General features: G+C 66.7%; 20 protein-coding genes. 11 read left to right on the top strand and 9 right to left on the bottom strand.

The annotated features are described in order from the left end of the window. Positions 1 to 303 precede the first annotated feature (303 nt). The 3 genes from AB3X99_RS28240 to AB3X99_RS28250 all read right to left on the bottom strand — a co-directional run bounded on the left by AB3X99_RS28240 (position 304) and on the right by AB3X99_RS28250 (position 3,416). On the bottom strand, positions 304 to 555 hold the full coding sequence (locus tag AB3X99_RS28240) for a hypothetical protein (RefSeq protein ID WP_256094801.1): 252 nt from the start codon (positions 553 to 555) through the stop codon (positions 304 to 306). 84 nt (positions 556 to 639) lie between these two features. Further along, positions 640 to 2,595 (bottom strand): AI-2E family transporter, encoded by a 1,956-nt coding sequence (locus AB3X99_RS28245; protein ID WP_342949036.1) that lies wholly within the window; start codon positions 2,593 to 2,595, stop codon positions 640 to 642. Positions 2,596 to 2,765: 170 nt separating this feature from the next. Further along, positions 2,766 to 3,416, bottom strand: coding sequence for a phospholipid-binding protein MlaC (locus AB3X99_RS28250; protein ID WP_069265821.1), 651 nt, complete (start codon positions 3,414 to 3,416; stop codon positions 2,766 to 2,768). Between the two features lie 532 nt (positions 3,417 to 3,948). Between AB3X99_RS28250 and AB3X99_RS28255 the strand changes: the two genes are divergently transcribed. From AB3X99_RS28255 to AB3X99_RS28295, 9 genes are all read left to right on the top strand, one after another. Further along, positions 3,949 to 4,815 (top strand): STAS domain-containing protein, encoded by an 867-nt coding sequence (locus tag AB3X99_RS28255; RefSeq protein ID WP_342949037.1) that lies wholly within the window; start codon positions 3,949 to 3,951, stop codon positions 4,813 to 4,815. Between the two features lie 40 nt (positions 4,816 to 4,855). Then, the gene (locus AB3X99_RS28260) at positions 4,856 to 5,215 is read left to right on the top strand and encodes an STAS domain-containing protein (protein ID WP_069265819.1); all 360 of its coding nucleotides are present in this window, start codon (positions 4,856 to 4,858) and stop codon (positions 5,213 to 5,215) included. Positions 5,216 to 5,257: 42 nt separating this feature from the next. Continuing rightward, positions 5,258 to 5,683, top strand: a complete 426-nt coding sequence (locus tag AB3X99_RS28265) for an ATP-binding protein (RefSeq protein ID WP_069265818.1) — start codon at positions 5,258 to 5,260, stop codon at positions 5,681 to 5,683. Beyond that, a complete protein-coding gene (locus tag AB3X99_RS28270) occupies positions 5,668 to 6,795 on the top strand; it encodes an ATP-binding protein (RefSeq protein ID WP_069265817.1) in 1,128 nt (375 codons plus the stop codon). The genes AB3X99_RS28265 and AB3X99_RS28270 overlap by 16 nt, the downstream gene beginning before the upstream one ends. Continuing rightward, entirely contained in the window at positions 6,788 to 8,197 is a 1,410-nt protein-coding gene (locus tag AB3X99_RS28275; RefSeq protein ID WP_368618778.1) for a sensor histidine kinase, read from the top strand. The genes AB3X99_RS28270 and AB3X99_RS28275 overlap by 8 nt, the downstream gene beginning before the upstream one ends. Further along, the gene (locus tag AB3X99_RS28280) at positions 8,194 to 9,717 is read left to right on the top strand and encodes a response regulator (RefSeq protein ID WP_368618779.1); all 1,524 of its coding nucleotides are present in this window, start codon (positions 8,194 to 8,196) and stop codon (positions 9,715 to 9,717) included. Before AB3X99_RS28275 ends, AB3X99_RS28280 begins: the two co-directional genes overlap by 4 nt. Positions 9,718 to 9,871: 154 nt before the next feature. After that, entirely contained in the window at positions 9,872 to 10,249 is a 378-nt protein-coding gene (locus AB3X99_RS28285; RefSeq protein ID WP_368618780.1) for a DUF2306 domain-containing protein, read from the top strand. Continuing rightward, positions 10,246 to 11,382, top strand: a complete 1,137-nt coding sequence (locus AB3X99_RS28290) for a sensor histidine kinase (protein WP_368618781.1) — start codon at positions 10,246 to 10,248, stop codon at positions 11,380 to 11,382. The genes AB3X99_RS28285 and AB3X99_RS28290 overlap by 4 nt, the downstream gene beginning before the upstream one ends. Beyond that, positions 11,379 to 12,278, top strand: a complete 900-nt coding sequence (locus AB3X99_RS28295) for a LytR/AlgR family response regulator transcription factor (RefSeq protein WP_368602382.1) — start codon at positions 11,379 to 11,381, stop codon at positions 12,276 to 12,278. Before AB3X99_RS28290 ends, AB3X99_RS28295 begins: the two co-directional genes overlap by 4 nt. 27 nt (positions 12,279 to 12,305) lie before the next feature. Here the strand turns inward: AB3X99_RS28295 and AB3X99_RS28300 are convergent, their stop codons facing one another. The 5 genes from AB3X99_RS28300 to AB3X99_RS28320 all read right to left on the bottom strand — a co-directional run bounded on the left by AB3X99_RS28300 (position 12,306) and on the right by AB3X99_RS28320 (position 17,967). Beyond that, positions 12,306 to 13,094 (bottom strand): helix-turn-helix domain-containing protein, encoded by a 789-nt coding sequence (locus tag AB3X99_RS28300; RefSeq protein WP_368618782.1) that lies wholly within the window; start codon positions 13,092 to 13,094, stop codon positions 12,306 to 12,308. Between the two features lie 175 nt (positions 13,095 to 13,269). After that, positions 13,270 to 14,031, bottom strand: a complete 762-nt coding sequence (locus AB3X99_RS28305; protein WP_069265811.1) for an ABC transporter ATP-binding protein — start codon at positions 14,029 to 14,031, stop codon at positions 13,270 to 13,272. Continuing rightward, entirely contained in the window at positions 14,022 to 15,881 is a 1,860-nt protein-coding gene (locus AB3X99_RS28310) for an ATP-binding cassette domain-containing protein (RefSeq protein ID WP_069265810.1), read from the bottom strand. Before AB3X99_RS28310 ends, AB3X99_RS28305 begins: the two co-directional genes overlap by 10 nt. Positions 15,882 to 15,884: 3 nt before the next feature. Then, complete coding sequence (locus tag AB3X99_RS28315; RefSeq protein WP_069265809.1) at positions 15,885 to 16,784, bottom strand: branched-chain amino acid ABC transporter permease; 900 nt, start codon at positions 16,782 to 16,784, stop codon at positions 15,885 to 15,887. A gap of 16 nt (positions 16,785 to 16,800) precedes the next feature. After that, positions 16,801 to 17,967, bottom strand: coding sequence for a branched-chain amino acid ABC transporter substrate-binding protein (locus AB3X99_RS28320; RefSeq protein ID WP_342949047.1), 1,167 nt, complete (start codon positions 17,965 to 17,967; stop codon positions 16,801 to 16,803). A gap of 271 nt (positions 17,968 to 18,238) precedes the next feature. On the opposite strand from AB3X99_RS28320, the gene AB3X99_RS28325 reads away from it, so the two are divergent. Both AB3X99_RS28325 and AB3X99_RS28330 read left to right on the top strand, forming a co-directional pair. Then, entirely contained in the window at positions 18,239 to 19,483 is a 1,245-nt protein-coding gene (locus AB3X99_RS28325) for a D-amino acid dehydrogenase (RefSeq protein ID WP_368618783.1), read from the top strand. Beyond that, positions 19,480 to 20,265: an aspartate/glutamate racemase family protein gene (locus AB3X99_RS28330; protein ID WP_368618784.1), complete on the top strand. Its 786-nt coding sequence runs from the start codon at positions 19,480 to 19,482 to the stop codon at positions 20,263 to 20,265. The genes AB3X99_RS28325 and AB3X99_RS28330 overlap by 4 nt, the downstream gene beginning before the upstream one ends. A 152-nt stretch (positions 20,266 to 20,417) precedes the next feature. Here AB3X99_RS28330 and AB3X99_RS28335 read toward each other — a convergent pair whose 3' ends face one another. Next, positions 20,418 to 21,383 (bottom strand): chemotaxis protein, encoded by a 966-nt coding sequence (locus tag AB3X99_RS28335; protein WP_368618785.1) that lies wholly within the window; start codon positions 21,381 to 21,383, stop codon positions 20,418 to 20,420. Positions 21,384 to 21,407 lie beyond the last annotated feature (24 nt).

Consider the following 21,407-nt stretch of genomic DNA (forward strand, 5'->3'; position numbering starts at 1 on the left):
TTTGACGAGCGCCACCAAGCCGGGCGATGGGGAAATACCCGTACAGGAAAACGCCTGCCGCAATCCTTCCGTAAGACAGCGTGCGCCGGCCTTCGCTCGATACCGCCGGAGAACCGACTCAGCGTAGCAGCGCCCTTTGGGGGACACAAGACGATCACGCCTGCGGGCGTGGGCAAAAGCACACAATTACCTGGCATGCCTCAGTAAATGCAAGCGGGGAAATGTGTTTTGCATAAAGATACGGCCCGGCTCCATTCGAGGCCGGGCCGCGCGCAGGCTCACTGCGGGAGAATCAGACAAGCATCAAAGGCCGGCGGCGAGGCGCTCGTTGCCATACCCCTCGGGCAAACCCGTCACGTATTCCAGCCGCCCCACGGCTTCGAGCAGCGAGCGGCCGGCAATCGTGAGCGACAGCCGGCGGTGGCCTTCCGTCCAATGCTCGAGCGCAACCAGCTGACGCTCGAGCAGCGTGTCCAGTTCCTGGCGATTCATGTCGATCTGGTCCGGCGAATGGCGGACCAGCATCAGCGTGGCGAATTCCTTAGGGCTCAGCAATGTCGTCTCCCAGTAACTTTCATGCCGCAACCAGGGGCACAGGGCCGCATATATTCGAGCCTTAATGTGACACGGGCATGACTGTCACAATTTTGCTCCCGCACTATATTGATCCTGCATATCCGGTGCTGCCGCCCTCTTTTCGCTTTGCGGCGTGTGAGCCGGCACAAGCGCCGCGCCGCATTCCTCCACGAGGTTGCGCAGCGAGGTCGGGAAGAGCGTGCCGGGGTCGTCGGCAATGCCTGCTCCGTCGTCGCGCAGCGCCGCGCCGATGCCCACCACGATGGTCGCGTCGGGCGCACGCTCGCGCAGGCGCCGCACGAGATTGCGCAGGTACGGCGCCGACTCGGGCGCATCGAGCGACACCAGGCAGATGGCCGGCGAGCGCTCGTCGATCATGGCCCCGCGCGTGGCGCGCACTTCGTCGTAGGTGGTAGCCGTGCAGGGAATGTTGCGCCGCATGAGCAACTGGCCGACGATCGCCACCGCCACGTCGTCGAACGCGCCGCGTCCGGGTACGCAGAGCACCTCGCCCGCGTCCGGCGAGAGCGTGAACTCGATTACCTTCGCGCCTTCGTCCGCGCCTTCGACGGACTTCCTGGCGCTCTCCTCCTCGGCTGCGGTGTGGCGAGAATCGTCCACGGATTCGAGATCCTCGACGATATCGAGCAGCGCCTGGTTGATGCGCGCGACCTGCTCGCCGGGCAGCACGCCGCGCAAGGCGTCGTTGCGCGCGAAGCGCAGGCCCTCGAACACCACCTGCTCGTAGTAGTCGATGAGCGGCATGCTCGTGAGCAGCCGGTCCGCCTGCAGCAGCGCTTCATGAGGATCGTCGGCGAGCAGGCGCTGGTAGCAGGTTTGCGCCGGCGTGAGCGCGGGCTGGTCGCCGAGCAGGATCGTGAGGAAGTTCAGCCGGTCCACGTAGCGGCCCAGCGTGACGATGCACAGCGTGAGCGGCGTGGAAAGCACCAGCCCCACGGGCCCCCACAGCCAGCTCCAGAAGATCGCCGCCACTACCACGGCCAGCGGCGAAAGGCCCGAGCGCTTTCCATAGACCATCGGCTCGGCGAACTGCCCCGCCACCACGTCCACGACGATGAAGAAGATCAGCGTCGTGACGCCCATGGTCCACTGCGGCTGCGTGGCCGCGGCGACGATCGTCGCCATGATCGCGGCGATCCAGATGCCGATGTACGGCACGAAGCGCATGAGCGCCGCCACCGCGCCGAACAACAGCGCGCCCGGCACGCCGATGCCCGCCAGCCCCAGCGCGATCACGCCGCCCACCGTGACGTTCACGCCGACTTGCGCGACGAAGTAGCGCGAGAGCCGCTGCGAGGCGTCGTTGATGGCGGTTGTGGTGCGGTGCAGGTCGTCTGAGCCGAACACGCTGATGAGCCGGTCGCGCAGATCCTCGCGCTGGAACAGGATGAAGATCGTCACCACCAGCACAATGAAGGTCGTCTCGAGCGGCGCGATAGCTGGGGCGAGCGCCTTTTGCGCGAGCGTAAGCGGCGTGGGGGCGGGATTATGGATCTCCACGGGCATGGGCTGCTGCGGCTGATTGCGCGCCGCGCGCCCGCGCGGCTGCGGCGGCGCGGGCGGCGGCGTGGGCGTCACACGCTGCAGCGCGGTGGCGGCTCGCGACATCAGCGAATCGGCGCGGCCTACGGTTTTTTCCTGCACCGTTTGCACTTTCTGCTCGATCTCTTCCTGGTACTGCGGCAGGGAGGCGGAAAGCTGGTAGACCTGCGCGGCGATCAGCGCGCCCACACCGGCAAGCGCGAGCACGGTGGAAAGCACCGCAACGAGGATGGCGAGGAACTGTGGCAGATGAAAGCGCCGCAGCGTGGTCACGAGCGGCGCCAGCAGAAAGCTCAGCAGCACCGAGAGCGTAATGGGAATCAGCACCGCACGCCCAAAGTACAGGCCGCACACCACGACCACGCCGGTAATGACGGAGGCGAGGCTGTGCAGCGTCGGCGGGCTTGGCGGAAACACCCGGTTGCGTCGGCCCTGCGGCGGCAGCGGGAAATTCATGTCGGATCGGATCGGCAAAAAAAGAAACATCGGGGCCGCGCGGGCTCGGGCAAGCGCACGGCCCATCTATACGCACGAGGCGCACCTGGAAATGGTACAGCGCCTCCATACGTGAGGCGCAGCCGTCCAGATTTTCGCAGGTCGCGAGAGGCGGACGCAAAAACCGCGCGTCACTGCGTCTGCGTCTTGCCCGTGACGAGCTCCTGGTTGCGCGCGGTCAGGAACTGGATGAGCCCGTCCACGCCGCCCTGCTGGATCTTCTCGTTGAACTGCTGGCGATAGGTCTGGATCAGCCACGCACCGAGCACGTTCAGGTCATAAAGGCGCCAGCCCTGCGGCGTCTTGTACAGGCGGTAATCGATTTCAACCGGATTGCTGCTGGTCTGCGCGAGCGTCCGCACGACGACGTCGGTGTCTCCCGGCGAACTGCGCATGGGCGGGTACTCGATCTTCTGGTCAGGCTTGAGTTGCGCGATGGCGCCCGAGTAGAGATGGATCAGCAGCAGCTGGAACTGCTGCTCGATCTGCGCTTGCTGCTCGGGCGTCGTGGTGCGCCAGTGCGGCCCCATGGCGAGGCGCGTGGTGCGGCGAAAATCGACGTACGGAAGAATGTCGCGGTTGACGATATCCTGGATGCGCGCGATATCGTCGGGCGCGATGGCCTTCGTGCGGACTTCGTCGAGGATCTGCTGCGTGGCGGTCTTGATGAGCGCCTGCGGGTCCGACTGGTCCACCTGGGCCGATTGAGCGAATGCCGCCGTAGCGGGCAGGAACGACAGACACCACGCAAGCAGCGCGGTCATGCGGAATAACCTGGTCATCGATATCTCTGGGCAATGGCGGGAGAGGCGAGCGGGCGCGAAATCGACAAACCGCACGCTTCGCGCAAGCGCACGCCAGCGCTCAGTCTAGCGGGTCGGGCGGGGTCCGGTCGGATCGCTGTGCGGCTCGTGCGTTCATGCCTTCACGCGCGGGGCGTGCGAGCCCGCGCATCGGCTTCCGGGGAACGCCTCCAGCCGAAAGGCGCTACGGTAAAGCAAGTTACATACCATTCCATGACATAGCGGGCCACCCGAAAACAAGGCTCACTCATCTGCACACAACGATCGCCCTGTAAAAACTACAAGCGCGTCATGGCAAAGCGGATGGTGCCGCGCGCTGCAGGCCCAGCAGTCGTTGCGCGGACCAGCGGGCACGAAAAACGCATGCAGCCCCACGCCCGCCCGTTCGCTCGCCTTGACTGACCGCGTAATCGGTTCAATCGCCATGCAATTGGGATCGAATCGATACGAGGGTGCAAGGTTCAGCGGTTCGTCCAGAAAGGAGGCGTGGCCCCATCGCTCAGGAGATCGCATGAACACACCGGAACAGGTTCGCATTGCGGACATCCTCGGCCAGCATCGCGACACGCTGCTCGCGGAATGGCTGCGCCTGCATCTGCCGATCGCGCTGCGCCGCGGCCTTGCGATGGAGGGGGAAATTCGCGAGCAGTTTTCGGCGTTCCTGAATGTCTTTCTCGACACGCTGCCAAACACCGGAACCTTCGATTCGGGCAGCCCGGACTGGGAGCCGGTGCGCGCATTCCTCGCGGACATGTCGGCGCATCGCGCACGTCAGGGCTACACGCCTGTCGAGACGGCTACTTTCGTGTTCTCGTTCAAGGAGCCGCTCTATGCGCGGCTACGCGAGGCGTATGCGAACAACGCCGCCGAGCTTGCCCATGTGAGCTGGCAGGTCAACCTGCTGCTCGATGGCTTCGGCATCTACACCACCGACATTTTCCAGAAGAGCCGAGAAGCGATCATCGCGCGCCAGCAGGAAGAACTGCTCGAGCTTTCCACGCCCGTCGTGCAGCTTTGGGAAGGCATCCTCGCGCTGCCGCTCATCGGCACACTCGATTCCGCGCGCACCCAGGTCGTCATGGAGAGCCTGCTGCAGAAGATCGTCGACACGGGCGCGGGCCTCGCGATCATCGACATCACGGGCGTGCCCACCGTCGACACGCTCGTCGCGCAGCATCTGCTCAAGACCGTGGCCGCCGCGCGTCTCATGGGCGCGGACTGCATCATCAGCGGCATCCGCCCGCAGATCGCGCAGACCATCGTGCATCTGGGCGTCGATCTCACCAACGTCACGACCAAGTCCACGCTCGCCGACGCCTTCGTCATCGCGTTGCAGCGCATCGGCGCGACCATCATCTCGCCGAAGGCCACGACCTGAACGCCACTCAGCGCCACTGAAGCACGGGGAACCGCACACGATGGAACGCATTCCGATTCTGCGCCTCGGCGACTGCCTGATCGTCACGATCCAGGTGGACATGCACGACCGCCTCGCGATCGCACTGCAGGACGACCTTACCGAGCGCATCGTGAAAGAGTCGGCCAAGGGCGTGCTGATCGACATCTCGACGCTCGACGTGGTCGACTCGTTCATCGGCCGCATGATCAGCAACACGGCCGCCATGGCGATGGTGCTCGACGCGCAGACCGTGGTGGTCGGCATGCAGCCGTCCGTGGCGATCACGCTGGTCGAGCTCGGTCTCACGCTGTCTGGCGTGCGCACCGCGCTGAACGTCGAAAAAGGCATGGCGCTGCTCAAGCAGCGGCAGCTCCGTTGAGTCCGATGACTCCGTTAGCTAGCACGTCTCTTGCGTTCAATCATGAATAGCAACGACACGACCGGAAGGCTTGCGGCCCAGGTGAGCCTGAGATCGGACGAGGAAATCGTCCGGCTGCGACAGATCGTGCGCGACGCCGCGATCGCGCAGGGTTTCTCGCTCATCGAACAGACCAAGTTCGTGACGGCGGCGAGCGAGCTCGCACGCAACACGCTGCAGCATGGCGGCGGCGGCGATGCGCGGCTCGACGTGCTGGAAAAAGGCGTGCGCGTGGGACTGCGGCTCTCGTTCGTCGATCAGGGTCCGGGTATTGCTGATATCGGGCGCGCGCTGCAGGACGGCTTCACGAGCGGCAATGGCCTGGGACTCGGCCTCGGCGGCTCGCGGCGACTGTGCGACGAGTTCACGATCGAATCGACTCCGGGCAGCGGTACAACGGTCACCATCACGAAATGGAAAGTACGCTAGACGGCGCGGCCGGTTCTGCCGGCGGCACCCACCGCTCCTTCGAGATCGGCGACGCCAGCGGCGTCGCCTTTGCACGCCGCGGCGCCAGCGAAGCCGCGCGCTTTGCGGCGCTCAGCGAGACCGACGCCGGCCGCCTCGCGATCGTGCTCACGGAAGCGGCCACCAATATCCTCAAGCATGCCGGCCACGGCGAACTGCTCGTGCGCGCGCTGGAGGGCGCGGTGGAGCTGATCGCGCTCGACAGCGGCCCCGGCATGGCCGACGTCGGCATCGCCCTCGCCGACGGCCACTCCACGACCGGGACGCCCGGCACCGGGCTCGGCGCAATCCGGCGGCTCTCGAACCAGTTCGCCATTTACTCGCAGCCGGGCGCGGGCACGGTGTTGCGCGTGCTCGTGCAGAAAAGCGGCGTCAACGCAGCGCTCGCGGCATTCACCAGACCTGAGATCGGCGGGGTCTGCGTGCCTTACCCCGGCGAAGAAGTCTGCGGCGACGGCTGGCAGGCGCAGGCCGACCAGAGCGGCCTCACGCTCGCACTCGCCGATGGGCTCGGCCACGGTGCCGAAGCCCACGTGGCCGCAGTGGCCGCGCTCGACGTGTTGCGCCGCCGCGCCGGCCTCGCGCCCGCCGCACTCATGGAACTCTCGCACGCGGCCCTGCGCCCCACGCGCGGCGCGGCGCTCGCGCTCGTGCGCATCGATCTGGCGCGCGGCGCGCTCGCGTTTTGCGGCACGGGCAACATCTCGGCGGTCGCGTATGGCGCGGGCCGCCCCATCGATAACCGCGCTTCGACCGGCCACGCGCAGCGCTCCGCCGGCGCAGGCACACCACCCGCGCGCGAGTGCTACCAGCTCGTCTCGCGCAACGGCATCGTGGGCCACACGATGCGCGGCACCCAGGAGTTCGAGCTGACGTGGAGCGAGAACGCGCTCCTCGTCCTGCATTCGGACGGCATCGGCACCCGCTGGGACCTCGCCGCCTGGCCCGGCCTCGCCAACCAGCCCGCCGCCGTGATCGCGGCCGTCCTCTACCGAGACTTCGCGCGCCGGCGCGACGACGCCACCGTCGTCGTCGTGCGCGCCCGCCCCGGAGTACAGTTGAATCATGAATAAGCCTCTGCTGCGCATCCGGCTGCAAACCGCCCAGGACGTCGTCGCCGCGCGTCGCCGCGCGCGCGAGCTGGCCGCCGGACTCGGCTTCTCGCCGCTCGACCAGACGCGCATTGCGAGCGCCGTCTCCGAAATCGCCCGCAACGCGTTCGAATATGCGGGCGGCGGCGAAGTCGCCTTCGCGCTGGAAGGCGCGCGGCCGCGCGAAGCGCTCGCCGTGCAGGTCAGCGACCAGGGCCCCGGCGTGCGCGAACTCGAAGCCGTGCTCGACGGCACTTATCGCTCGCCGGGCGGCATGGGCCTCGGCATCACGGGCAGCCGCCGCCTCATGGACCGCTTCGAGATTCGTTCGTCGACTGGCGGCACGACCGTCACCATGGCGCGCGACTTGCCGCACGAGCGCGGCGAGGCGAGCGGCCCGGAACTCGAGCGCATCGTGCACGAACTCGCCGCACGCAGTCCGCAGGAAGGCGCGCATGGCGACTCGCTCGAAGAACTGCAGCAGCAGAACCGCGAACTCGTGACGGCGCTCGACGAACTGCGCGAACGCCAGGAAGAACTCTCGCGCCTCACGCAGGAGCTGGAGGCGACCAACCGCGGCGTGGTGGCGCTCTACGCCGAGCTCGACGAGCGCGCCGAGGAGCTGCGCCGCGCCGACATGATGAAGACGCGCTTTCTCTCTAACATGAGCCACGAATTGCGCACACCGCTCAGTTCGATCCGCGCGCTCGCCAACCTGCTGCTCAACCGGCTCGACGGCGACCTGAGCGTGGAGCAGGAACGCCAGGTCAAGCTGATTCTTTCGTCGGCGCAAAGCCTGGGCGAGACCGTGAACGACCTGCTCGACCTCGCGAAGATCGAAGCCGGCAAGACCGAAGTCGTGCCCACGTGGTTCGATGCCGCCGACCTCTTCGCCGCGCTGCGCACCATGCTCATGCCGCTGCTCGATACGCCGGAGGTCACGCTCGAGTTCGGTTCCACGGCAGGCCTGCCGCAGCTTTACACCGACGAACCCAAACTCACGCAGATCCTGCGCAATTTCGTCTCGAACGCGCTCAAGTACACCGAGCGCGGGCAGATTCGCGTGGGCGCCCAGTGCATGCCCGGCGACGGCGACGAAGCGCGCATCACCTTCTTCGTTGCGGACACGGGCATCGGAATTGCTCCCGAACACCACCAGATCATTTTCGAGGAGTTCGGCCAGGTGCAGAACCGCCTCCAGCAGCGCGTGAAGGGAACGGGTCTTGGCCTGCCGCTGTGCCGCAAGCTTGCGGCGCTGCTGGGCGGCGAAGTGGGCGTGGAAAGCGAGCCCGGCGTGGGCTCGACGTTCCGCCTGAACGTGCCGGTGTGCCTCGCGACGTCCGTCGAGGACGAACCCGAGACCTCCGGGGACGCGGCGCCATGAACGCGCAGGCCACGCTGATCCTCAACGTCGACGACAACGAAGGCGCGCGCTACGTGAAGTCGCGCGTGCTGCGCCACGCCGGCTACGCCGTGATCGAAGCCGCGACGGGCCAGGCCGCGCTCGAAGCCGTGCGCGAACAGGCGCCTGCGATCGTGCTGCTCGACGTCAAGCTGCCCGACATCAGCGGCATCGAAGTGTGCCGCCTCATCAAGGCAGACCCGGAAACGAACTCCACGCTCGTGCTGCAGACCTCCGCCGCCGCGGTGCAGACGCGCGACAAGATTCTCGCGCTCGACGGCGGCGCCGACAGCTACCTCACCGAGCCCGTCGAGCCCGCCGAGCTGGTGGCGAACGTGCGCGCGCTCCTGCGCCTCTACGCGGCCGAAAAAGCGCTGCGTGACGCCGACCGCCGCAAGGACCGCTTCCTCGCGACACTCGCGCACGAACTGCGCAATCCGCTCGCGCCGATTCGCAACGCCATCGCGCTACTCGACCCGCGCCATGGCGCGAACGATGTCATGCGCGCCGACGCGCGGCAGATCGCGAGCCGCCAGGTCGAGCATCTCGGCCGCCTCGTCGACGACCTGCTCGACGTCTCGCGCATCTCGCACGGCAAGATCGCGCTGCAGATGAGCACGCTCGACCTGCGCGAGATCGTCCAGACCGCCGTGGAAACGAGCCGGCCCTTCCTCGACGCGAAATCGCAAACGCTCACGGTCGAGATCGACTGCGAGCCGTGCCACGTGACCGGCGACGCGATACGCGTGGCGCAGATCATGAGCAACCTGCTTTCCAACGCCGCGAAGTACACGGCCGAAGGCGGCCAGATCGCGTTGCGGCTCGAACAGGACGTCTACGAGATCCTGATTCGCGTGCGCGACAACGGCATCGGCATCGCGCCCGACGAGCTGCCCTACGTGTTCGAGCTCTTCATGCAGTCGCGCGAAGCCGTGAAGCGCGCCGACGGCGGCCTCGGCATCGGCCTCGCACTCGTGCGCGAACTCGCGGAACTGCATGGCGGCTCGGTGAGCGCCCACTCGGACGGGCTTGGACACGGCTCGGAATTCGTCGTGCGTCTGCCGCTCGCGCGGGCGCCGCAGTGCGAAGCGCCGCGCGACGAGGCGCCGGGCGCCGGGGAACAAATCACGCCGCCGCGCCGCCGCGTGCTGATCGCCGACGACAACGTCGATTCCGCTACTTCGCTGCTCATGCTGCTGGAACTCGAAGGCCACGAGGTGCGCGTGGCGCACGACGGACCGAGCGCACTCGCGCTCGCGCAGAGCTTCCTGCCCAACGTCGCGATTCTCGACATCGGCTTGCCCGGCATGGATGGTCACGCGCTGGCGAAGGCGCTGCGCGCCGGGCCGGCCACTGCGCACGTGCAATTGATCGCGCTGACGGGCTACGGCCAGGAGCGCGACCGCCAGGCAGCGAGCGAGGCAGGCTTCGACCGGCATCTCGTCAAGCCCGCGCCGTTCGAAGAGATTCTGCGGGAAATCGACAACGCGCCGCCGGATTGAGTGGCGCCGCGCGGCCCGCCCGCCGACCGTTCGCGCCACCCAGGCCCCGTTCGCGCCCGTTTCCCCACACTTCGTCGCATCCCCCTCGCCCGCCCCGCCCCCACTCACCACACTGCAGACATCGCCCCCGCTCGACCCGCCATGGAGAGCCAGCATGTCTGCCATCATTGCTGCGCACGTCGTCACCGCAACACTTTCTGTCATACTCGGAACCGCCGTCATGCTGGCCGAAAAGGGCAGCGCGCGGCACAAGTGGCTCGGCCGCCTCTGGGCGCTAACGATGTTTACCGCCGCGCTCAGCTCGTTCGATATCCGCGAGCTGCATCCGGGGCATCTGTCCTGGGTGCACGGCCTGTCGCTGCTGACGTTCGTAAGCGTCGGGCGCGCCATCTGGGCGATCCGCCACGGCAACGTCCGCGGCCATCGCCTCGCCATGCGCGGTTCGTTCTTCAGCCTCATCGCGGCCGGTCTTGCCGCCGTTGCGACGCCGCACCGGTTGCTCAACCTCATCGTCACGAGCTGGTTCGCATGATTCCTGGCATGCACGTCGAGTTTTCGAACGCCGCCGCCCGCCTCCCCGCGCCGACGGCCAATGTCCTGCTCGTCGGGTTCGCGCGCGAGGGCGTGATCGTCGTCATAGGCAATGCGCTGATTGCGGTCGCGCTCACCGCCGCGGGCGTTCACGAGCGCTTCATCGACAACCTCGTCTTCAGCCAGGCGATCGGGCTTTCGATCATGCTGCTGCTCGACGTCGCCCGCTTCTTTCTGCAACGCCACAATGCGCTCACGGGTCCGCGCCTCGCGTTGGCGATGGTGCTCGCCATCGTGCTCGGCGCGTCGCTCGGGCGCGGCATCGCGAGCGTGGTGCTCGGAATCGGCTTGCACAACGCGTTCGCGACGAAGGATCTCGCGCTCACCGGCTGGATCGCGCTGACCGCCACGCTGCTGGTCACCTGGTATGGCTGGTCGCGCACGCGCATTGCCGAGCTGAGCGAACAGGTCGCGCGCACGGCATGGCAAAAGGAAGCTGCAGAGCGCACGGCGCTCAGCGCGCGCCTGCAGGCGCTGCAGGCCCAGATCGAGCCGCACTTTCTCTTCAACACGCTGGCGACGCTCGACAGCCTGATCGCGTCCGACCCGCCGCGTGCGCGCGAACTGCTCGCAAGCCTCAACCGCTTCCTGCGCGCGACGCTCGAGGCCTCGCGCGCGCAAAGCGAAACGCTCACGGTGCAGTTCAAGGTGCTCGACTCGATGCTCGCCGTGCATGCCATGCGTATCGGCCCGCGCCTTGCCTACGCGCTCGACCTGCCGCACGATTGCGCCGACCTCCCGGTGCCGCCCATGCTGTTGCAGCCGCTCGTGGAGAACGCGCTCAAGCATGGCATCCAGGGTGCGCTCGAGGGCGGCAGAATCGACGTTGCCGCACGGCGCGACGGTGACCATGTCGAGTTGAGCGTGACCGATACGGGCCCGGGTTTTGGCGCGACGCCGGGCACCCAGGGCGCGGGCGTCGGGCTAGTGAATGTGCGCGAGCGGCTCGCGGCGCTCTATGGCGAGCAGGCGGCGCTCACGCTGATCGAGAACGTGCCGCATGGCCTCGTTGCGCGGGTGCGGCTGCCGCTGCGCGATGCTGTTGGTGCAAGCGTGCAGGAGTCCAGATCATGAAACGCCACGCGCCCGCCGATACGGCGCAACACGGCGACGCCTCGCACCGCTCGCCCGACACCCCGACCGCACTGATCGCCGAGGACGAGCCGCTGATCGCCGCCGCCCTGGAACGCGAACTGGCCGCCGCGTGGCCGGAACTGCGCATCGTGGCAACGGCCGGCAACGGCCAGGAAGCCATCGAACGCATCGGCGCGCTGACGCCCGACGTCGCGTTCCTCGACATCGCCATGCCGGGCGCGACCGGCCTCGATGTCGCGCGCGCGTGCGCGAATCTCGCCGCGCCGCCGCAAATCGTGTTCGTGACCGCCTACGACGCCTATGCCCTCGAAGCCTTCGAGGCCGCGGCCATCGACTATCTGCTCAAGCCCGTGGAGACTGCGCGGCTCGCGCGGACGGTGGAGCGCCTGCGCGCCCGGCTCGCGCGATCGGCGGCAAACGACGCCGAGGCGCCGCAGATGCAGGCCGATCTGCAACGCGTGCTGCGCCAGCTCGAAACGATCACCCAGGACGTTCGCGAAGCGCGCGCCGGTGCACGAGCGGGCAATGCGGAAAGCGCCCCGCGCGGGGCCCCGCTGCGATATCTGCGCGCCTCGAGCGGCAACGACATCCGCATGGTGCCGGTGGAAGATGTTTTGTACTTCGAAGCAGCCGACAAATATGTCGTGGTCACGACGCACAGCGGCGAATTGCTGATCCGCACGAGCCTGCGAGAGTTATCCGCGCAACTGGACCCGGCGCGCTTCTGGCAGGTTCACCGCGGCACGGTGGTCAACGTGGATCAGGTGGAATGCGCCTCGGTCAGCGCGATCGGGAAGATGACGTTGAGGCTGCGCGGCCACGCGGGCGCTCTCGATGTAAGCCGCCAGTACGCACACCTGTTCAAGCAGATGTGACGCGCGCCACGAGAACGGCAAACGCCTTCAACGCGGCTCGCTTTTCAAATACCGCTGGGGCGGCTCGCCCATCGTCTTGCGGAACATGGAGATGAACGCGCTCGAATTCGCATAGCCGAGCTCGGCCGCGATCTCCGCCACGCGCACGCCCTGGGCGAGCCTCGACACGGCCTCGACGATGCGCAGCTGCTGGCGCCAGTGGCCGAACGTCAACCCGGTCTCGTCCTTGAAGCGCCTCGCGAGCGTGCGTTCACTTGCCCCCACGCGCTCGCCCCAGGTCGCGAGCGAGTCGCCGTTGGCAGGCGCCGCCAGCAGGAAATCGCAAATCTGCCGCAAGCGCCGGTCGAGCGGCAGCGGCAACCCGCCGCCTAAGGCCTCGCGCGCATTGCGCATTTCGCTGAGCAACAGCGGCGTAATGAGCGCGTAGCGGCACTCCGGGCCGCGCTCGCGGTCTTCGACCAGCGCGGCCACCAGTTCGCGCAACAGCGGTGAAACCCGCATCGCATGGCATGCGGATTCCGGCCACGGCGACGCCTGCGGCTCGAACGACACGCTATGCAGGCTCACCGCGGTCGTCGCGATCAATTCGTGGCGCACGCGCGGCGCGATCCACAGCCCGCGCTGCGGCCCGAGCGTCCACATGCCGCTGGGCGTCGTCACACGCAGCACCCCGCTCTCCGTAAAGACGAACCGCCCCTGATCGTGCGAAAGCCACGATCCCTTATGGGCAGCGTCGTACTGGTAGCTTGCCGCCACGATTGGCCGTTCGAGCTTGCGGTGCGGGATTTCAAGCGGTCGCCGCCATATTTGATCCACGATCGAATATTCCTTCGCTCATTTTCCAGAAAAATGTCCGTTTTGCGCAATTTATGCCCGATGCGTCGGCCCGCGCTGTCTCGTATTTTGCATCGGATGATGATTAATTGCTAATGCGAACGATAATGATTCTCTATATGAATAATGAATTTTCCAGAGAACCGATCTGGTGCCCTTAGACGGCCCCGCCCTCCTGCGCCGCCGCGCTGCCGCCGAGATAGGTGGCGCGCACGCGGTTGTCGTCGGCCAGTTCATGGGCCGAACCCGCGAGCGCCACGCGGCCGCCTTCCAGCACATAGGCGCGGTTCGCGATGCGCAGCGCCTGCCGCGCATTCTGCTCCACGAGCAGCACCGCCGTGCCCGCGTGGCTGATGCGCGCGATCACTTCGAAGATCGCGCGCACGAGCTTGGGCGCGAGCCCCATGGAAGGCTCGTCGAGCAGCACGAGTTTGGGCTTGAGCATGAGCGCGCGCGCAATCGCGAGCATTTGCTGCTCGCCGCCGCTCAGCGTGCCGGCAAGCTGGTCCTTGCGCTCGCGCAGCCGGCTGAATGTTTCGTATGCCTGAGCAATGCCCTGATCGAGCGCGCCGGCATCGCGCCGCAACAGGTAGCCGCCCAGGCGCAGGTTCTCCTCGACCGTCAACCCGCCGAAGATACGGCGCCCCTCCGGCACGTGCCCGATCCCGAGCGCGACGATGCGATGCGACGGCAGCCCGACGAGCGCCTGCCCCTCGAACCCGATGCTGCCGCCGCGCGGACGCAGCAGTCCGGAGATGGTGCGCAGCGTCGTGGTCTTGCCCGCGCCGTTGGCCCCGAGCAGCGCGACGATCTCGCCCGGCTCGACATCGAGCGAAACGCCGTGCAGCGCTTCGATGTTGCCGTAGTTCACGCGCAGGTCGCGAACGTCGAGGAGTTTGTCGGACGTCTCTACCCCCATAGCGACTTCTCCCCGTCCGTGGCGTCGGGTCCGTCGTCTTCCTCCGCCGTGCCCAGGTAGGCGTCGATCACCACCGGGTCGTTCTGGATTTGCGCGGGCGTGCCCTGAGCAATGATCTCGCCATGGTCCATCACGATGATGCGGTCGGACACGCCCATCACGAGCGCCATGTCGTGTTCGATCAGCAGCACGGTCACGCCCAGGTCGCGGATGCGGCGGATCTGCGCCATCAACGCGTGCTTTTCGGTTGGGTTCATGCCGGCGGCGGGCTCGTCGAGCAGCAACAAGCGTGGCTGGCTCGCCAGCGCGCGGGCGATTTCCAGCCTGCGCTGATCGCCATAGGGAAGGTCCGAGGCATATTCGCTCGCCCGCGCGCCGAGCCCCACCAGATCGAGCCAGCGCTGCCCGAGCGCGCCGTGCTCGGCCGCCTCGGCGCGCGCGGCGCGCGTGCCCACCAGTTCCGCTACAAGGGCCGTGTGCAGGCGATGATCCATGCCGATCAGCACGTTCTCGAATGCGCTCATATGGTTAAACAGGCGAATGCCCTGAAACGTACGCGCAATGCCGCGATGCACGTTGCGATGGGGCGCGCCGCCGCCAAGCGGCTCGCCGCGCCAGACGAGGCGGCCGCCGCTCGGCCGGATTACGCCCGTCAGGCAGTTGAACACCGTGGTCTTGCCGGCGCCGTTCGGGCCGATCAACGCGAGAATTTCGCCGCTGCGCACCTGGAAGGTAATGCCGCCAATCGCGCGCACGCCGCCAAAGCGGCGCTCGAGGTCATGCACCTCGAGCAGGGTTTCGCGCGCGGCGGCGGCTTCGAGGCCGCCGCTATCGGCGAGGGAAACGGCCGCCTCGGTTTCCTTGCCCGCCGCTTCCGCGGCTTCCGCTTCGTGCGCCACCGTTTCCTCTTCGGGCCGCGGCGCGGCACGCCTCACGCGCGCCGGCCACAATCCTTGCGGACGCAACAACATGAGCACGACGAGCGCCACGGCAAAGCCGAAAATGCGCCACAGGTTCAAAAAGCGCAGCATTTCCGGCAGCCCCGCGACGATCAGCGCGCCGAGTATCACGCCGGGAATGCTGCCGCGCCCCCCCATCACGACGACGATGAGAATCGTCACCGACTGCAGATAGGTGAACGCCGTGGGGTCGATCGTGCCGAAGCGCGCGGCGAACAGACTGCCCGCGAGGCCGCCGATCAGTGCGCCGATCACGTAGGCAAGCATCTTCACGCGCAGGGTCGCGACACCCACCGCTTCGGCGGCGGCTTCGTCCTCGCGGATGCTGGTCCAAGCGCGGCCGAGGCGCGAGCGTCCGAGCCGCACGGCGAACACCAGCACGACGATGAAGAACGCCATGCCCAGCACATACACCGAGCGCGGCGAACTGAATTCGAAGCCGAACAGGCTCGGCGGCTCGATGCCGTAGATGCCGTTCGGGCCGCCGGTAATGTCGAGATTGGTGGCAACGATGCGCGTGATCTCGCCGAAGCCGAGCGTGACGATGGCGAGATAGTCGCTACGCAGGCGCAGCGTGGGGTAGCCGATCACGACGCCGGAAGCGCCCGCGAACACCAGGCTGAACGGCAGCGTCGCCCAGAACGAGAAGTGCAGCAGCGTTTCCAGCAGCGCCGTCGTATAGGCGCCGATGGCAAAAAACGCCGCGTAGCCGAGGTCGAGCAACCCGGCATAGCCCACGACGATGTTCAACCCGAGGCCCAGAATCGCGTAGGTGATGATGGTGAGCCCGACATCGACGACATAGCCGCTCGCGAACTTGGGCAGCGCGATCGCCAACGCGAGCAGCACGCCGGAAACGACCCATGAAGTGTCCGTGGCCCGCGCGCGCATGTCTCACATCCTCTCGACCACGCGTTCACCGAATAGCCCGGTGGGCTTCACCACGAGCACGGCGATCAGCACACCGAACACGAACACATCGGTCCATTGGGAGGAGACATACCCCGCGCCGAACGCCTCCAGCAAACCGATCAGGAAGCCGCCCACCATCGCCCCCGGTATATTGCCGATGCCGCCGAGCACGGCCGCCGTGAACGCGCGCAGCCCGAGCACGAAGCCCATGAAGAAGTTGATCTGCGTGTAGAAGAGCCCTTCCATCACGCCGGCGACCGCGGCGAGCGCCGAGCCGATGAAGAACGTGAGCTGGATGAGCCGCTCGACGTCGATGCCCATGAGCCGCGCCGCATCCTGGTCGATGGCGAGCGCGCGCATGGCCGTACCGACGAACGTATGGTGTACGAACAGATACAGCGCGATCATCAGCGCGAAGCTGGCCGCGATAATGCCGATCTGCGCGAACGTGATGTGCACTTGCGCAACGTCGAAGCCGGTATGCGTGAGCAGGTGCGGGTACGTACGAAAGCCCGCGCCGTAGGCAATCAGGACGCCGTTCTCCAGCAGCAGAGAAACGGCTAGCGCCGTAATGAGAATGGACAGGCGCGGCGCGCGCAGCAACGGCTGATAGGCCACGCGCGCGATCGCCACGCCGAGCACGCCGGTCGCGAGCATGGCCACCGCGAAGGCCACGAACAGCGCGAGCGCGAGCGGCAGGCGAGCGGCCGCGAGCGCGGCGAGCGCGGTCCAGCCCACGAACGCGCCCACCATGAAGAGATCCCCGTGTGCGAAGTTGATGAGCCGGATAATGCCGTAGACCATCGTGTAGCCGAGGGCGACGAGCGCGTAGAACGAGCCGATCGTCAGCCCCTCGATGACGAACTGGAAGAAGGTGCTCATGAGCGGCCCGGTACGCTTACTTCATAGCCACCCACTTGCCGCTGGCATCCTGGCGTTGGTAAGGCTCGAACTGATCGTTATGCACGACGACCGTGATGTACACGGCACGGCTGCGGTCGCCCTTCGGATTGAAGCCGATCGTTCCCGTGGCGCCCTGGTAGTCCGTGATCTTGTGCAGCGCGGCGCTGATGTCTGCGGGCTTTGCCGACTTGCCGTCGGCGATGGCCTTGGCGGTCACGCCCACGGCGTCGTACTCGTACACCGAGTACGGTCCCGGCCCCTGACCATAGCTCTTGTTGTACTGATCGAGGTAGTCGTGCGCACCAGGAAGGAACTGTGCGAGCGGCGCAGTCGTGATGATCATGCCGTCGGCGGCTGGCCCTGCCGTCTTCATGAGCGTGGGGTCATTGGTGCCGTCGCCGCCCATGAAGGTCATCTTCAGGCCCACCTGGCGCGCTTCCTTCACGAGCAGACCCGCTTCGGAGAAATAGCCCGTGTAATAGATCACGTCCGGCTTGAGCGAGGAAACCTTGGTGAGCGTCGGCGAATAATCCATCTGGCCCGGCGTGATCGAGTCGGCATAGACCACGTCCACGCCCATCTTCTTGAGCGATTCCACGGTGTTCTGCGCGAGACCCTTGGCGTAGGTCGTGTTGTCGTCGATCACTGCCGCGCGCTTCGCGTGCAGCGAATTCTTGATGAAGCTGGCCGCGAAAGGCCCTTGCTCGTCGTCACGGCCAATCGTGCGGAACACATTGTCGTAGCCCATTTCCGTGAGCTTCGGATTGGTCGAGGCATCGAGCACGTAGGGAATGCCGGCGCGATGGAATGCGGTCAACTCGGGCAGTGCCGCGCTTGAGCAGTAGCCGCCCGCCACGGCAACCACGCCCGCGTCCACGAGCTTCTGCGCGGCCTGTACCGCCGTTTGCGCGTCGCATGCGTCGTCTTCGGGCACGAGTTCGATCTGCTTGCCGAGCACGCCGCCCGCCGCGTTGATTTTGGCGGCCGCGAGCTTCGCGCCGTTCAGGATATCCGTGCCCGCTGCGGCGCTGCTGCCCGAAAGCGGCACCGGCACGCCGATCTTGATGGTCTGCGCCTGGGCGAGTCCAGGCGCCAGCGCGGCGAGCGAGAAGAGCGTGAGCGCGAGGGTTGCGTGCAGCGCGCCATTGTTCTGAGGATTCATGTGAGCGGCTCCTGAGCGTGGACCCGACCGGGCGATGCCGCAACGCAGGCGAGCCCGCGCGGTCAGTTAGCGAAACGAAATAATTCGTCCAGTGCGATGCCCTGCAGGTCTCGCGCGCTCATGGCGCGCGGCTTGCATGGGACCGGCGCATAACGACTTATCCATGATAGATGCACGTCACCGTTTAACTGCCTAGGGTATGCGCGTATACAAATTACGTGCGCTCGCGGCAGCGTGAAGGTAATTTGTATACACGCATGGAGGGGTGCGAATGAAGACCATCGTACTGGGCGGCGGCATCGCGGGCGTCACGAGCGCGTATTACCTTGCGCGCGACGGCCGCGACGTCACCGTTATCGAGCGACGCTCAGGCGTTGCGCTCGAAACCAGTTTCGCCAACGCGGGGCTCGTCGCGCCGGGGCACTCGTACACGTGGGCCTCGCCGCGTGCGCCGAAAATCCTGCTCAAATCGCTGTTCGTCGAAGGCCAGGCGCTGCGTCTGCGCCTGAAGGCCGATCCGCATATGTGGGCCTGGTGCGCGCAATTCCTGCTCAACTGCACCGAGGCGCGCTCGCGCGAGAACACCTCGCGCAAGGTCAAGTTGTGCCGCTATTCGCAGCATCAACTGCAGGAGGTGACGGCGCGCGAGCAGCTCGAATACGACCTCATCAGCCGCGGCCTGCTCTATCTCTATCGCGACGCCGCCTCGTTCGAGCGCGGCCGCGCCCACATGTCGATCCTCGTGGAAAACGGACTGCCGCTCGAAACGCTCGACGCCGCCGCCGTTGCAGCACGCGAACCGGCGCTCGCCCACGCGCGCGAGCGCATCGCGGGCGCGATCTACTGCCCCAGCGACGCAAGCGGCGACGCCCACCGCTTCACGCGCGGGCTCAAGGAAGTTTGCGAACGTATGGGTGTGCGCTTCGTGTTCGATGCCCCGATCGAGGCCATCGAAGCCACCGGCGACCGCATTGCCGGCGTGCGCACGAGCGCGGGCATGATTCAGGGCGACGACTACGTGCTCGCGCTCGGCTCCTGGTCGCCGATCCTCGCGCGGCCACTCGGCTATCGCATCGCGGTCTATCCGGTGAAGGGCTATTCGGCCACGTTCCCCTGCGGGCCCGGGCATCGGCCGCCCGAGATGGGTGGCGTCGACGAGAATCACCTCGTGGCATGGGCGCGTTTTGGCGCGCGCCTGCGCTTCACGGCCACCGCGGATTTCGCGGGCTACGACACGCGCCACACGCCCGCCGATTTCACTTCCATGATGCAGGCGGCGCGCGAACTCTTTCCCCAGGGCGCCGACTACACGCAGCCGGCGTACTGGGCCGGGCTGCGGCCGATGACGCCCGAAGGCACGCCGCTGATCGGCCGCACGCGCCATCGCAACTTCTTTCTGAACACGGGTCACGGACACATGGGCTGGACCATGTCGTGCGGCACCGCAAAACTGCTCGCCGACATCATGGCCGGGCGCGAGCCCGAACTCGACATGACGGGATTGATGCTGAGATGACCATTACCGCACCGCCGCAAGATCACAAGGATGCCTACACGAAGCTCGGCTTCGCGCTCGACGGCGGCATTGCCGGCCGCGCCGCGATCGGCCTCGTCGTGCTGGCCACCGATCATACGATCGAATACGAATGGCGCGATCTGTTGCGCCAGCCGGGCGTGGCGTTCTACGAGAGCCGGCTCGAGAATTCGCCGGACATCACGCCGCCTCGCCTCGCGGAAATCGAGGCGCGCATCGCCCCCGCCGTGAGCCTCATGCTGCCCGGCGAGCGCCTCGACGTGGTGGCGTTCGGCTGCACGTCGGCTTCGATGGTGATAGGCGAAGACAAGGTTGCGGCACGCATCCGCGAGGCGCGGCCCGATATTGCCTGCACCACGCCGATCACGGCCGCGCTCGCCGCGCTAATGGCGCTCAAGGTGCGCCGCGTGGCGCTTCTTACGCCCTACGTGCGCACCATCAACGACTTCATGCGCGATTACATCGAGGCGCGCGGCGTGGCCGTCACACGCATGGCTTCGTTCGAGCACGCGGACGACAACGAGGTGGCGCGCATCGATGCGGGTTCGATTCGCAGTGCGATAGAAACGCTGGCGCGCCACGACGATGCCGATGCGGTGTTCGTGTCGTGCACCAGCCTGCGCGTGGCCGCGCTCGTGCCTCAGATCGAGGCGCAGACCGGCAAGCCCGTGCTGTCGAGCAACTACGCGATGGCGTGGCACGCGCTGCGGCTCGCGGGGGTGCAGGATAGCGAGCCGCAGCTGGGGCGCCTGTTCGCGTGTTGATGCGCTAATGCACGACTGAGCGACGCGACGATCGATCGACTCCTTCACGACACGCGGCTCGGCCAGCGTTGAAGCGTCACCGAGGTTGCCGTAATCGCCATCGGCGATCTTGCGCAGACATTGCGCACCGGCGCGAACATCCGCTGATGAAATCAGGCGTAAATGGGCTTGCCGGCGAGCGCGCTGCGAATCGCCCCCGCGAGGTCGCCGGCGGCGAATTTCGCCACGTAGCCGCTCGCGCCTGCATTCTTCACGTGCGCCTCATTCGCCGTGCCCGTGAGCGACGAATGAATCACCACCGGAATATCCACGGTGCGCGGGTCCGCCTTGATCTTGCGCGTCAACGTGAAGCCGTCCATCTCCGGCATTTCGAGGTCGGTCAGCACGAGCGCAATGCGATCCTTCGCGCGCACGCCGTCGCGCTCCGCGTTCCTGGCAATCTCGTCGAGCTGCTTCCACGCTTCGAGTCCCGTCTTCGCCATCGTGTATTCCACGCCGAGCGCCTTGAGGCTCTGGCCGATCAGCTCGCGCGCGAAGCCCGAGTCGTCGGCGGCCAGCACCTTCGCACCCGGCGGAATCATCGCGGGCTCGCCCACGTCCTCCGGCACGACCGCGCCGTGCTGCGCCGGGAAGACGTCGCGCAGCACCTGCTCCACGTCCACCACCTGCACGAGTTTCTTGCTCTCGGGGTCGTTCTCGAGCCGCGCGATGCTCGTCACGCGGTTGCCCATCGTGACGTCGGCGGTCAGCACCTGGCTCCATTCGAGCCGCACGATCTCGTCCACGCTTTCGAGCGCGAAGCCCTGGGTGGAACGCGCGAATTCGGTCACGAGCAGGATGTTCAGGCCCGTGGCCGGCTCGCAGCCCATGAGCCGCGGCAGGTCGATCACGGGCATCACCTGGCCGCGGATGTTCGCCGCGCCCAGCACGTAGGGGGACGACGCCGCGATCGGCGTGATCGCCGGCATGCTCAGAATTTCCCGTACCTTGAAAACGTTGATGCCGAAGACTTCGCCAACGTCGCTGCCCGGCGCCGCGCCGAGACGGAAAAGCAGCAGCTCGAACTGGTTCGTGCTCGTCAGGCGGGTTCGTTCGTCGATTGCGAAGCCGCTATCCATGATTCTCTGGTGTCCTTTACGTGT

This window comes from Paraburkholderia sp. BR10882 (genome assembly GCF_040948855.1).
Classification (GTDB): Bacteria; Pseudomonadota; Gammaproteobacteria; order Burkholderiales; family Burkholderiaceae; genus Paraburkholderia; species Paraburkholderia nodosa_A.